Origin of the sequence: Micromonospora alfalfae (genome assembly GCF_022230925.1) — a bacterium.
GTDB classification, from domain to species: domain Bacteria; phylum Actinomycetota; class Actinomycetes; order Mycobacteriales; family Micromonosporaceae; genus Micromonospora; species Micromonospora alfalfae.
In genome coordinates this window covers 46,926-59,830 of sequence record NZ_JAKKFH010000026.1, presented here as the reverse complement: position 1 = coordinate 59,830, position 12,905 = coordinate 46,926, and the positions used below count along the sequence as shown (strand labels likewise).

Here is a 12,905-nt window from a genome sequence, read left to right as displayed (position 1 = left end):
TCGACTACCAGTGGGTTCGGAGTACTCTCGGGCCACCATGGCCGAACTGAACCGTCCGACGGACCCTGAGACGAGTATGGCTGCCGCGCTGGACGTGGCGGCTGCTGCCCTGCTGGGCATCTGGGAATCCGCCCGGGAGGGGACCGCCAGCCGAGTGTCCGGTGCCCAGTTACGGGCGGTGATGGTGGTGGAGCAGTTCGACGGGATCAACCTGCGTCGGCTCGCCAGCCGACTCGACATGCTGCTCAGCTCCGCCAGCCGTCTCTGCGACCGGCTTGTCGCCGCCGGCATGCTGGAGCGTGAGCCGGGCCGCTTCGACCGGCGGGAGATCTCGCTCCATCTCACCCCGGAGGCCCGCCGGCTCATCGCCGAGCTGCGGGCCGACCGCCAGGCGCAACTCGCCGCCGTGTTGGCCGGGATGAGCAGGGAGGGCCGCGACGCGCTGCTGACCGGGATGCGGGAATTCGACGAAGCCGCCCGTCGCCAGCAGGCGCAGAACGCGCCGACGCCGGGTGAGCCGACGGGCCAGGGGGACTGGCCGGACGACCGGCCCGGTGGGCGGTCGGGAGACTGGTCTGTCGAATCGGACCGGCAGACCCGAGCGGGGTGGACGGGTTCGTCGGGCGGTCCGGAACGATCGGTAGGCGCCGCCCGGGAATGGCCGGCCGGCGAGCCGCCGGTGGCGCGTACCGCCTGATCAAGTCGGCCGAGCCGCCGCCCGTCGGTCATGCCGGCGCGGACGCGCCCAGGGCCAGCACGGCGACGTCGTCGTGGGCCTGCCCGCCCAGCCAGTCGTCGACAGCGCGGAGCACCCGGTCGATCAGCGCCGCCGGTGGTCGCCCGGCCGCCGACGCGAGCGCGGCCCGCAGCCGGGCCTCGCCGAACATCGCCGCGTCGCGCGAGCCGCGCGCCTCGATCACCCCGTCGGTGTACGCGAGCAGCAGATCGCCCGGGTCGAGGTGCACCCGGGTCTCGGCGAACCGTGCGGCTGTCAGCGCCCCCACCGGCATGCCACCGACCGGGACCGGGGTGACAGTGCCGTCGGCGGTGACCAGCAGTGGTGCCGGGTGCCCCCCGCCGGCGATCCGAACGTCCAGCCCGGCCGGCCCTCGGTCCACCGAACCGAGCAGCACCGTTGTGAACTGGTTGCGCCGTGCCGCGTCCGGCGCGTCGAACAGCGCCTGGTTGAGCAGGTGGATCAGCTCCAGCGGGCGTTGCTCGACGAACCGCAGCGTCTGCAACGACTGGCGGACCCGGCCGGTCAGCACCGCCGCGCCCACGCCCTTGCCACAGACGTCACCGAGCGCGAACAGGGCGCCGCGCGGGTGCGGGAACACCTCGTAGAAGTCGCCGCCGATGCGTAGGGTGTCGCCCGCTGCCCGGTAGCCGCCGGCCATGCTCACTCCTGGCACGACGGGCAGCTCGGGCGGGAGCAGACTGGTTTGCAGCACCCGGGCCAGGTGTGCCTGCTCACCGTGCAGGTCGGCGGTGGCCAGTGCGGCACCCGCGCGGGCGGCGAACTCCCGGGCCAGCTCCACGTCGCGTGGGTCGAAGCCGGGCCGCCCGGGCCGACGGATGAGCAGCAGCGCACCGGCCGACCCGCTGGCGCTGAGCAGCGGGCTGGCCAGCACCGTGCCCGGGGGGCCGAACTCGGGCGGCAGCAGGTCGGCCAGGTCGGTGAGCGCTGCCTCCGGCCAGGGGCCCGGCTCGGCCCGGTCGCCGGCCAGCGCTTCAACCAGTACGGGCGCGGGGCTGGCCCGCCCGGTGACCGGGGCGGGTTCGCCGTCGGCGTACCGGATCCATCGGGGGTGCGGTTCGGTCGGCGCTGTCGGCCGGGGCAGTGCCACGGCGACGTCGGCCAGGTAGGGAACGGCGAGCGTGGTGGTGGCCAGGAGGACCTGGTCCCGGTGCAGGGCCAGCGCCAGCCGACTGCCGGCCTGGGCGAGGAACGCGGTGCGGGAGCGTTCGGCGAGCAGGGCGGCGGCGCGGGCGTGCTCCTCGGTGACGTCGCGGACATACCAGGCCCACCGGGAGCCGGCGAGTTGCCGTCGGACGCCGCGCAGTCGCCGGCCGTGATGGTCGGCCTCGAAGCGGTCAGCGCCGCTGGCGACCGCCCGGGCCAGGGCTGTCACCGAGCAACCGGCCAGCTCGGTGCCGGCGTCGATCTCCGGGATCAGCTCGGCCGCCATGGCGTTGACCAGTGTGACCCGTCCGGTGCCGTCCGTTGTCAGCACGGCCTCAGCGAGCCCGTCGAGCAGCTCCCGGGCCAGCAGTTCGTCGGCCGGCAACGACGCGCCGCCGGGTTGCTGGGTCGTGGTCACCGCCGGACGCCGGCTCGCGTCTGACGACGTGTGCGCATGCTGCTTCTCGACTCCTCACCGGGGATCGTTGCCTGAGGGCAAGGATACCGACTCCCCCCGACAGCGCCGCACGGCGTGGAGTGGCGATCAGCCGGGGCGGGCCAGCCAGCCGGCAGGCTGGGCGACGATCCGACGGGCCACCGAGCCGGCCGCGCCTACCGCGGCGGCCTCGGCGCCGAGCGTCGACGGGCGGACCGTGACCGGCGACCAGGCCGCGGTGAGCACCCGGGCACCGATCTCGGCGAGGACCGGAGGGCACAGCCAGGGCGCGAGCGCCGCGTAACCGCCACCGAGCACGACGGTGTCCAGGTCGAGCAGGTTGACGACGCTGGCCACCGCGACGCCGAGCGCCGTTCCGGCGTCGTGCAGCGCCCGTAGCGCGTCGGCGTCGCCGGCCTCGGCCAACTCGGCCAACCGGGCCGTGGCGGTGTCTGCGGGAAGCTCCGCCCGGACCAGCCCGGCGGCGGCCACGATCGCCTCCTGGCCGGCGTACTGCTCCAGGCAGCCCTGCCCGCCGCAGCGGCACGGACGGCCGTCGGGGCGCACCGGAAGGTGCCCGATCTCGCCGCTCCACCCGCGTACGCCGCGAAACAGCGCGCCGTCCAGCACGATGCCGGCGCCGATGCCCACCTCTCCGGAGATGTGCAGGAAGCTGGACGGGCCGGGTGGTTGAGAGTGCAGCTCGCCGAGCGCGGCGAGGTTGGCCTCGTTGTCCACCACCAGTGCGGGGACGCCGGGCACCTGCTCGATCAGCGGGGGGTGCTCGGCGAGCAGCGCGGGCACCGGCACGTCACGCCAGCCGAGGTTCGGCGCGAGCCGGACCAGCCCGGCGTCGTCCACCAGGCCGGGCACCGCGAGCGCGGCCCCGACCAGGGTGAGGCCATGCCGGGCAGCGTCCTCGCGGGCTGCCCCGGCCATCTCGACCAGGCGGGCCAGGGCGTCGGCGGGAGCCACCGGGCGCAGATCGGCCCGGTGCACGGTGCGGTGCCGGACCTGGCCGACGAGGTCCACCACGCAGACTGCCAGGTAGTCCACGTTGACCTCCAGGCCGAGCCCGGCCGGCCCCTGATCGGCCAGGACCAGCCCGCGCGCAGGGCGGCCGGCACCCGAGCGGGGTGCGGGGTCGGACTCACTGACGAGTCGGCCGGCGAGCAGGTCCTCGACGACAGCGGACACCGTGGCTCTGGTCAGGCCGGTCGCGGTCGCCAGGTCGGCCCGGGAGGGCGGTCGGTCGGCCGTGGCGATCCGGCCGAGGACCAGGGCGAGGTTGAGCTCGCGCAGGCTGCCCTGACGGACTGCGCCGGCCGGGGCGGGGGTGAGGCTCACCCCTTGACAGTGCCATAGGGTGGGCAAATAATTCAATCGCTGAACAAATAGCGGACAACACCACCCCGGAGGTCGCTCATGGCACCCCGTCCCACCCCCGCCGACAAGTTCTCCTTCGGGCTCTGGACCGTGGGCTGGCAGGCCCGCGACCCGTTCGGTGACGCCACCCGTCCCGAGCTCGACGCGGTCGAGGCAGTGCACCGGCTCGCCGAGCTGGGCGCGTACGGCATCACCTTCCACGACGACGACCTGATCCCGTTCGGCGTCGACGCGGCCACCCGTGACCAGCACATCGCCCGGTTCCGCAAGGCCCTCGACGAGACCGGCCTGGTGGTGCCCATGGTCACCACCAACCTCTTCACCCACCCGATCTTCAAGGACGGCGGCTTCACCAGCAACGACCGCGACGTCCGCCGGTACGCGCTGCGCAAGGTGCTGCGCCAGGTCGACCTGGCCGCCGAGCTGGGTGCCAGCACGTTCGTCATGTGGGGTGGCCGCGAGGGCTCCGAGTACGACCTCGCCAAGGACGTCCGCGCCGCCCTGGACCGCTACCGCGAGGCGGTGGACCTGCTCACCCAGTACTCCATCGACAAGGGCTACAACCTTCGGTTCGCCCTGGAGCCCAAGCCGAACGAGCCGCGCGGCGACATCCTGCTGCCCACCATCGGGCACGCGCTCGGCTTCATCTCCCAGCTGGCCCACCCCGAGCTGGTCGGCCTCAACCCGGAGGTCGGCCACGAGCAGATGGCCGGGCTCAACTACGCCCACGGCATCGCCCAGGCGCTCTGGCAGGGCAAGCTGTTCCACCTGGACCTCAACGGCCAGCGCGGCATCAAGTACGACCAGGACCTGGTCTTCGGCCACGGTGACCTGATGAACGCTTTCGCCCTGGTGGACCTCCTGGAGAACGGCGGCCCCAACGGCGGCCCGGCCTACGACGGGCCGCGGCACTTCGACTACAAGCCCTCCCGCACCGAGGACATGGAAGGGGTGTGGGCCTCCGCGGCGGCCAACATGAGCACCTACCTGCTGCTCAAGGAGCGTGCGGCCGCGTTCCGCGCCGACCCCGAGGTGATCGAGGCGCTCGCCGCCAGCAAGGTCGGCGAGCTGAGCACGCCGACGCTCGGCGACGGCGAGGGCTACGAGGAGTTCCTGGCCGACCGTTCCGCGTTCGAGGATGTCGACGTCGACGCGGTGGCCGCCCGAGGCTTCGCCTTCGTCCGGCTCAACCAGCTCGCCGTCGAGCACCTGCTCGGCGCCCGCTGAGGCCCCGCCATGCCGTTGGTCGCAGGCGTTGACTCGTCCACCCAGTCCTGCAAGGTGGTGATCCGGGACGCGGAGACCGGGGCCCTGCTCCGGCAGGGCCGGGCACCGCACCCGGACGGCACGGAGGTCGACCCGGAAGCCTGGTGGCAGGCGCTGCGTAGCGCCGCCGACCAGGCCGGCGGGTTGGCCGACGTGGCGGCGATCTCCGTCGCCGGCCAGCAGCACGGCATGGTGTGTCTCGACGAGGACGGCCGGGTGGTCCGCCCGGCGCTGCTGTGGAACGACACCCGATCCGCCGACGCCGCCGCCGACCTCATCGAGGAGGCCGGCGGCGGCTCGGCCGGGCGTCGGTTCTGGGCCGAGGCCACCGGCAGCGTCCCGGTGGCCAGCTTCACCCTGACCAAACTGCGGTGGCTGGCGACGCACGAACCGGAGCTGGCCGCCCGGGTGGCCGCCGTCTGCCTGCCACACGACTGGCTGACCTGGCGGCTGGCCGGCGCGCCGGGGTTGGGCGCGCTGCGTACCGACCGGGGCGACGCCAGCGGCACCAGCTACTGGTCGCCGGCCACCGGTGACTACCGACTGGACCTGCTGGAGCGGGGCTTCGGCCGACAGTTGGTGGTGCCCGAGGTGCTCGGCCCGGCGGAGTCGGCGGGCAAGCTTGCCGACGACCTGGGTGGGTCGGGTGGCGCGCTGCTCGGCGCGGGCACCGGGGACAACGCCGCTGCGGCACTCGGCGTCGGCGCCGGGCCGGGTGACGTGATCGTCTCGATCGGCACCTCCGGCACCGTGTTCAGCGTCGCGGACGTTCCCGCAGCCGACGAGAGCGGCGCCGTGGCGGGCTTCGCCGACGCGTCCGGTCGGTTCCTGCCGCTGGTTGCCACGCTCAACGCCGCCCGGGTGCTGGACGCCGCCGCCGCGATGCTCGGCGTCAGCCTGGACGAGCTGGCCGACCTGGCGCTCTCCGCGCCAGCCGGAGCGGACGGGCTGGTCATGGTGCCGTACCTGGAGGGTGAGCGGACACCGAACCGTCCGCTCGCCACCGGCGCTGTGCACGGCCTGACCCTGCGTACCTCCACCCCCGCGCACCTGGCACGGGCCGCCGTGGAGGGCATGCTCTGCGCGCTCGCCGACGGCCTGGACGCGCTGACCGCGCAGGGTGCTGTCGCCCGCCGGGTCATCCTGATCGGCGGCGGGGCCCGGTCGGCAGCGGTGCGTCAGATCGCGCCGCAGGTCTTCGGCTGCCCGGTGGTCGTCCCGCCGGCGGGGGAGTACGTCGCCGACGGTGCCGCCCGGCAGGCCGCCTGGGTCGCCCTGGGCGGTCCCACGCCGCCGGTCTGGGCGGTCGAGGGCACCGAGGAGTACGCGGCGGCGGCCGTTCCCGCCGTGCGCGACCAGTACGCCGCGGCGCGCGGGTTGGTGCTCGACCGGCGCTGACCGTCGGAATCGACGCGGGTGGGTGCCGGTGGACGGTGACCGGCACCCACCCGCGTGACGACGTCCTGCACGCGGTCTGGTTGGCTGCCGGTCATGACGGTGACCAGTGGCGGGCCAAGCCTGCGCCCCCATGGTCGGGGCGGTGGGCCGGCGCACCGGTTGTACAGCGTCGTGGTGTTCGTGCTGCTCGCCTCGCTGGACAACGTGGCGATCGGGCTGGTCCCCCCGTTGTACGGCCCGATCTCCGACGCGTTCGACGTGTCCGGGCGGCTGCTCGGCGTGGTCACCGCGGCCAGCTTCCTGGTCAGCGCGGTCGCGGCGGTCGGCTGGGCGTACGTCGGGGACCACACCAACCGCAAACCGCTGCTCATGGTGGGCACACTGCTCTGGGCGGCGGGCACCGGCGGTAGCGCGCTCGCCGGCGGCTACCTGACGTTCCTTGCCGCGCAACTGGTCGCGGCGGTCGGTCTCGGCGCGGTCGGCTCGGTGGGCTTCTCCGTGGTCACCGACCTGATCTCGCCGACCCGGCGCGGGCTGGTGATGAGCTTCTGGGGGCTCTCCCAGGGGGTCGGCACCCTGGCGGGCACGCTCGTCGGCGGGCTGCTCGGGGCGGCCGACTGGCGGCGACCGTTCCTGCTGCTCACCGGCGTCGGCCTGGTCGCCACGGTGGCCTACCTGTTCACGTACGACATTCAGCGTGGCCAGAGCGAGCCGGAACTGGCCGGCAGGTTGAACGCCGGCGCCGAGTACGACTACCGGATCAGCCGCGCCGACCTGCCGCGCATCCTGGCCCGGCGGACCAACCGGTGGCTGATCCTGCAGGGTCTGACCGCGCAGGCCGCGTTCGGCTCGCTGGTCTGGCTGCCGGTGCTCTTCGCCGAACGGGCCGAGGCCCAGGGCTGCTCCACGTCGACGGCGGTGGTGGTGGGCAGCGTCTTCGCCACGCTGTTCCAGCTCGGTGGGGTGCTGTCCATCGTGGGCGGGCTGATCGGTGACGCCGTGCAACGGCGTACCCCGCGCGGGCGGGCGCTCGTCGCCTCGATCGGCATCCTCGCCGCGCTGCCGTTCTACCTGGTGTTGTTCTTCGTACCGGTGACCATCGACGTGCCGGACGGCGCGAGCGGCGGCGCGGTGGTGGGTGCGGTACTGGCCAGTGTGTTCACCGAACCGTCGGTCGGGCTGAGCCTGCTCACCGCCATCGTGGCGCTCGCGTTGACCTCGGCGAACTCGCCGAACTGGTTCGCGTTGATCGCCGACGTCAACCCGCCGGAGCACCGGGGCACTGTCTACAGCCTGGGCAACCTGGTCAACGGGGTCGGTCGCGCGGCCGGCAACGGGCTGGTCGGGGTGGCCTTCCAGGCGCTGCGAGCGGCGTTCCCGCCACCGCTGAACTTCGCCGTCGGGCTGGCCGCGTTCCAGCTCTTCTTCATCCCGACCGGTGTCATGTACTGGCTCGCCTCGCGGACCTCACCGGCGGACATCGACAACGTGCACGACCTGCTGCACAGCCGGGCCGACCGCCTCTGACCCCGTGCGCCGCCCCGCGCGCGCCGCCCCGCAACGCGCCGCTCAAGATCGCGCTACTTCCTGGTTCTAGTTGCCTTCCGCCGGAGCGAGGCCACTACATCGTGAAAGTAGCGCGATCTTGAGGGTGTGGTCGGCGGGAGATCAGCCTCGCAGCCAGACGGTCACGTCGGCCGGGACCGCGCCGTCGTCGTCCAGTGGCGCGCTGGCGGCGAGCACCTCTGTGCCGGTCGGCACCGGCACCGGGGCGGCACCGAAGTTGGTCAGCACGGTCAGCTCACCGTTGCGGAAGCTCAGCACCTCGTCGCCGGAGGACAACCACTCCAGGGTGCCGCGACCCAGCCCGTGGGCACGCCGCAACCGCAACGCCGCGCGGTACAGCTCGTACGTCGAACCGGGCACGTCGCGCTGCCGGTCCAGCGCGTACTCCGCCCAGAGCGCGGGCTGCGGCAACCAGCTCGCGTCGGTCGGCCCGAAGCCGTACGACGGCGCGTCGGCCTCCCACGGGATCGGCACCCGGCAGCCGTCCCGGCCGCGCTGGGTGTGCCCGCTGCGTGCCCAGGTCGGGTCCTGCCGGGCCTCGTCGGGCAGTGTGGTGTGCTCGGGCAGCCCCAGCTCCTCACCCTGGTAGAGGTACGCAGAGCCGGGCAACGCCAGCATCAGCAGGGTGGCCGCCCGGGCCCGGCGCAGACCGAGTGCGGCGTCCGGCTGCGGGTCGCCGATGCCGATGCCGTTGGGGCGTACGGTGCCGACCGGCAGGCCGAGTCGGGAGGCGTGCCGCACCACGTCGTGGTTGGACAGCACCCAGGTGGTCGGCGCGCCGACCGAGTCGGTCGCCTCCAACGAACGGGTGATCACCGCGTACTGGGCCGGTGCGCTCCACGCGGCGAGCAGGTACTCGAAGTTGAACGCCTGGTGCATCTCGTCCGGGCGGACGTAGCGGGCCAGCCGCTCGGCCGGTTCCACCCAGGCCTCGGCGACCAGCACCCGCTCACCGGGGTAGCTGTCCAACACCTGTCGCCACTGCCGGTAGATCTCGTGCACGCCGTCCTGGTCCCACATCGGCGGGCGGGGCTTGTCGATCTCGTTGCCGGAGAGGATCTCCTGCGGCTCCTGCCAGTCGGCAAGGTCGGCCTGCTTGATGAGGCCGTGCGCCACGTCGACCCGGAAGCCGTCCACGCCGCGGTCCAACCAGAAGCGCAGCACGTCCAGAAACTCCGCGTGCACCTCCGGGTTGTCCCAGTTGAGGTCCGGCTGCCCGGTGTCGAACAGGTGCAGGTACCACTGGCCGGGCTGTCCGTCGGCGTCGACAGTCCGGGTCCAGGCTGGACCACCGAAGACGCTCTGCCAGTCGTTCGGCGGCTGGTCGCCGGCCGGACCGCGGCCGTCCCGGAAGATGTACCGGGACCGTTCCGGGCTGCCGGGAGCGGCCGGCAGCGCGGCCTGGAACCAGCGATGCGCCGAGGAGGTGTGGTTCGGGACCAGGTCGACGATCACCCGCAGGTTGCGGGAGCGGGCCTCGGCGATCAGCTTGTCCGCGTCGGCGAGAGTGCCGAACAGCGGGTCGATGTCGCGGTAGTCGGCCACGTCGTAGCCGGCGTCGGCCTGCGGCGAGGGGTAGAAGGGGGAGAGCCACACCGCGTCCACGCCCAACTCGACCAGGTGGTCGAGGCGGGCGGTGATGCCGGGCAGGTCACCGATCCCGTCCCCGTCAGAGTCGGCGAACGAGCGGGGGTAGATCTGGTAGATGGCGGCCTCGGTCCACCAGCCGGTGGCCGGTTGGCCTGAGGAGGTCTGCTGCGTCGGGTCGGTGTTCAGGGTCGTCTCCCGTGTTGCGGTGTGTGGAATTTCAGTGTGCCCGGGGCGGTGCTGTCGAATCCCGGACCACCAACCGGGTGGGCAGGACCACCGGAGTGTCCCAACCGGCCCCCCGTTGACTGACGACCGGGCCCGGCGGTCGGGCCCCGAGCGGGTCGAGCAACATCTGGGCGGCCAGCCGGCCCTGCTCGGCAGCGGGCTGGGCGACGGTGCTGAGCCCGAGCACACCGGCCAGGTCGTGGTTGTCGATGCCGACCACGCTGACGTCCTGCGGCACCCGCAGCCCGACGTCACGCAGGGCGGAAATCGCGCCCATCGCCATCTCGTCGCAGGCGGCGACGATAGCGCTCGGCGGCTCGCCGCGGGCCAGCAACTCGGCGGTGGCGCGGTTGCCGCCGTCGATGGTGAAGGTGGACTCGATGTCCAGTGTGGGGTCGGGTCGTATGCCGGCGGAGCGCAGCGCCGCCTGGTAACCCCGACGTCGGTCGAGGTGGGTGGTGAAGGCCAACTCGTCGTCCGGATCGCCGGAGATGTGGGCGATCCGGTGGTGGCCGAGGTCGATCAGATGCTTGGTCGCGGTCCGCGCGGCAGCCACGTCGTCGATCCGTACGCACGGCCAGTTGGGCACCCTGCTGCCCGAGCTGATGGTGACGCCGGGCAGTTCCAGGGTGGCCAGCGCGGTCAGGTCGGCCGGGCGCAGGGGCGTGGCGACCAGCATCATGGCGTCCACCCGCTTGTGCAGGTTGGCCGTACGCAGGACCCGCTGGCGGACCTGCTCCCGGCCGCCCAGGTTGTAGAGCAGCAGGTCGTAGCCGGACTGGTGGAGGTACTCCTCGACCGCCTCGACGACGGTGCTGAAGAACCAGCGGGTGATCCGGGGGACCACCACGGCGACAGTGCCGGTCCGGCCGCCGGCGAGCCGGGACGCGCTCGGCGAGACCTCGTAGTCGAGTTGCTCGGCGGCGGCGAGTACCCGGCGCCGGGTGGCGGCCGAGACCGTCGGTAGTCCGCGCAGCGCCCGCGAGACGGTGGCCGTGGACACTCCGGCCAGCCGGGCCACATCATCGATCCTCGTCACGGTTTCCCCCGCTCGGTGCCCGGAGCGCCCGCCGCCGCCCGAGGGGCCAGGCGGCGGCGGGCGCGCGGGTCAGCCCTTGACGCTGCCGGCGAGCAGACCTCGCACGAAGAAGCGCTGCAGGGACAGGAACACGATGAGCGGTACGACGATGCTGACGAACGCACCGGCGGTCAGGCGCTGCCACTCGTTGCCCCGGGTGCCGGCCATCTCGGCGAGCCGGACGGTGAGCGGAGCGGTCTCGTCCCCGCCACCGGCGAAGATGAGCGCGACCAGCAGGTCGTTCCAGACCCAGAGGAACTGGAAGATGCCGAACGCCGCCAGCGCGGGGGTGATCAGCGGCAGCACGATGGTGCGGAAGATCTTCGGGTGGGTGGCCCCGTCGACCCGGGCCGCCTCCATCAGGTCCCCCGGCAGTTGCGAGATGAAGTTGTGCAGCAGGAAGACGGCGAACGGAAGTGCGAAGCAGGTGTGGGCGAACCACACCTGGGCGAACTTCTGCTCGTCGACCAGGTCCCAGGCGGGCATCAGTGTGACGCCGCCGAGGGTGACACCTGTGGAGAAGAACCTGAGCAGCGGCACCAGGGCCATCTGCAGCGGCACGATCTGCAACGCGAAGATCGCGATGTAGACCCAGTCCCGGCCGCGGAAGTTGATCCACGCGAGCGCGTACGCGGCGAGGCACGCGAAGGCGAGCGGGAAGAGCACCGACGGAATGGTGATCGCCAGCGAGTTGATGAAGGAACCGGCGAGCTGCCCGGAGGACGACGACCGCCCGAACAGGACCTGCTCGTAGTTCTCGAAGGTGAACTGCGGGTTGGTGAAGGCCGTCCACCAGCCGGTGGTCTTGATCTCGTCCTCCGGGCGGAGGGAGGAGACGAGCAGACCGAAGGTCGGAATGGTCCAGACCACGGCGATGACGATCGAGACGAGCGTCGCGGTGCGGCTGTTGAGGCGCTTGCGGACTCGGCCGGCAGTGGTGGACGGAGTGCCGTCGGTCTTCTGCGTGCCGACGGCGACGGTGGGCGTTGCGGTGGTCATCTCAGCCCTCCCGCTGTTGACGGAGGTTACGGATCTGGTAGATCACGACCGGGATGACCAGGATGAAGAGGAAGACCGCGAGCGCGGAACCCCGCCCGTTCTCGCTGTACCGGAACGCCTGGTTGTACATCTCGTTGGCGATCACGCTGGTGTCGTAGTTGCCGTTCGTCGAGGTCCGGACGATGTCGAAGACCTTGAGGGTGGCGATGGTGAGGGTCACCATCACGACGATCAGCGCCGGTCGGATGCTCGGCATGGTGATCTGCCAGAACATCTGCCACGGGCTGACGCCGTCGAGCCGGGCGGCTTCGACGATGTCGCCGGGGATCGCCTTGATCGCGGCGGAGAGCACCACCATGGCGAAGCCGGCCTGGATCCAGATCATGATGACGATCAGCAGCAGCGTGTTGAGTGGTGATTCGAGTAGCCACTGCTTGGGCTCACCGCCGAGGCTGACCACGATCTGGTTGAGCAGACCGATCTGGTCGCCGTCACCCCGGTAGGCGTAGACGAACTTCCAGATGATGCTGGCGCCGACGAAGGAGATGGCCATCGGCAGGAAGATCAGTGACTTGGCCACCGACTCGAACCGGGCCTTGTCCACCAGCACGGCGTAGATCAGGCCGAATCCGGTCGCCACCAGCGGGACCAGGAGCACCCAGACCAGGGTGTTGATCAGGACCCGGACGATCGAGTCGTCGGAGAACATCCAGGCGAAGTTGTCAAACCCCACCCACTCCGTGCTGGTCCTGTTCATCAGGGAGAGCAGCACGGTGCGGATGGCCGGCACGACCAGTCCGATGACGAGCAGCAGCAGCGTCGGCAGCAGGAAGAAGAACGCGAAGATCCCTTCCCGCTGCTTGGGCCGACGGGGCAGCGGGGCCCCGCTCACGGAGGCGGCGACGAGCTGGGCCTCCCGTCGACGGGCGAACCAGGCCGGCACCACGTCGAGCAACAGGAGCAGACCCCCCACCACCAGCACGAAGGCGACCAGCCCGTACATCAGCATGAGGAACTTCGGCTGCTGATCGGCGAAGTCGAACTTCATCAACCCTCCC

The 12,905-nt window shown here is 72.1% G+C and carries 10 protein-coding genes; 4 read left to right on the top strand and 6 right to left on the bottom strand.

What is annotated here, in order from left to right; all coding sequences use genetic code 11:
- Positions 1–76: 76 nt before the first annotated feature.
- The gene (locus MED01_RS22165) at positions 77–697 is read left to right on the top strand and encodes a MarR family winged helix-turn-helix transcriptional regulator (protein WP_238670480.1); all 621 of its coding nucleotides are present in this window, start codon (positions 77–79) and stop codon (positions 695–697) included.
- Between the two features lie 28 nt (positions 698–725).
- Here the strand turns inward: MED01_RS22165 and MED01_RS22160 are convergent, their stop codons facing one another.
- Both MED01_RS22160 and MED01_RS22155 read right to left on the bottom strand, forming a co-directional pair.
- Positions 726–2,321 carry a PP2C family protein-serine/threonine phosphatase gene (locus MED01_RS22160; RefSeq protein WP_238670479.1) on the bottom strand — a complete coding sequence of 532 codons (1,596 nt, stop codon included), beginning with the start codon at positions 2,319–2,321 and terminating at the stop codon, positions 726–728.
- Between the two features lie 126 nt (positions 2,322–2,447).
- A complete protein-coding gene (locus MED01_RS22155) occupies positions 2,448–3,686 on the bottom strand; it encodes an ROK family transcriptional regulator (protein WP_238670478.1) in 1,239 nt (412 codons plus the stop codon).
- A 78-nt stretch (positions 3,687–3,764) separates the two neighbouring features.
- On the opposite strand from MED01_RS22155, the gene xylA reads away from it, so the two are divergent.
- The 3 genes from xylA (at position 3,765) to MED01_RS22140 (ending at position 7,916) form a co-directional block, all read left to right on the top strand.
- Positions 3,765–4,952 (top strand): xylose isomerase, encoded by a 1,188-nt coding sequence (gene xylA, locus MED01_RS22150; protein WP_238670476.1) that lies wholly within the window; start codon positions 3,765–3,767, stop codon positions 4,950–4,952.
- A gap of 9 nt (positions 4,953–4,961) precedes the next feature.
- Positions 4,962–6,389: a xylulokinase gene (gene xylB / locus MED01_RS22145; protein WP_238670474.1), complete on the top strand. Its 1,428-nt coding sequence runs from the start codon at positions 4,962–4,964 to the stop codon at positions 6,387–6,389.
- A 93-nt stretch (positions 6,390–6,482) separates the two neighbouring features.
- Positions 6,483–7,916, top strand: coding sequence for an MFS transporter (locus MED01_RS22140; protein WP_238670473.1), 1,434 nt, complete (start codon positions 6,483–6,485; stop codon positions 7,914–7,916).
- A gap of 141 nt (positions 7,917–8,057) precedes the next feature.
- On the opposite strand, the gene MED01_RS22135 is transcribed toward MED01_RS22140, so the two are convergent.
- The 4 genes from MED01_RS22135 to MED01_RS22120 all read right to left on the bottom strand — a co-directional run bounded on the left by MED01_RS22135 (position 8,058) and on the right by MED01_RS22120 (position 12,895).
- Entirely contained in the window at positions 8,058–9,731 is a 1,674-nt protein-coding gene (locus tag MED01_RS22135) for a glycoside hydrolase family 13 protein (RefSeq protein WP_238670582.1), read from the bottom strand.
- A 31-nt stretch (positions 9,732–9,762) separates the two neighbouring features.
- A complete protein-coding gene (locus tag MED01_RS22130) occupies positions 9,763–10,809 on the bottom strand; it encodes a LacI family DNA-binding transcriptional regulator (protein WP_238670471.1) in 1,047 nt (348 codons plus the stop codon).
- A gap of 69 nt (positions 10,810–10,878) precedes the next feature.
- Positions 10,879–11,847: a carbohydrate ABC transporter permease gene (locus tag MED01_RS22125; RefSeq protein ID WP_238670469.1), complete on the bottom strand. Its 969-nt coding sequence runs from the start codon at positions 11,845–11,847 to the stop codon at positions 10,879–10,881.
- A gap of 1 nt (position 11,848) precedes the next feature.
- Positions 11,849–12,895, bottom strand: a complete 1,047-nt coding sequence (locus MED01_RS22120; protein ID WP_238670468.1) for a carbohydrate ABC transporter permease — start codon at positions 12,893–12,895, stop codon at positions 11,849–11,851.
- Between the last annotated feature and the right edge of the window lie 10 nt (positions 12,896–12,905).

Coding starts and splice junctions, on each gene's coding strand:
- xylB (WP_238670474.1), top strand. CDS start 4,962: ATGCCGTTGGTCGCAGGCGTTGACTCGTCCACCCAGTCCTGCAAGGTG.
- MED01_RS22165 (WP_238670480.1), top strand. CDS start 77: ATGGCTGCCGCGCTGGACGTGGCGGCTGCTGCCCTGCTGGGCATCTGG.
- xylA (WP_238670476.1), top strand. CDS start 3,765: ATGGCACCCCGTCCCACCCCCGCCGACAAGTTCTCCTTCGGGCTCTGG.
- MED01_RS22120 (WP_238670468.1), bottom strand. CDS start 12,895: ATGAAGTTCGACTTCGCCGATCAGCAGCCGAAGTTCCTCATGCTGATG.
- MED01_RS22125 (WP_238670469.1), bottom strand. CDS start 11,847: ATGACCACCGCAACGCCCACCGTCGCCGTCGGCACGCAGAAGACCGAC.
- MED01_RS22140 (WP_238670473.1), top strand. CDS start 6,483: ATGACGGTGACCAGTGGCGGGCCAAGCCTGCGCCCCCATGGTCGGGGC.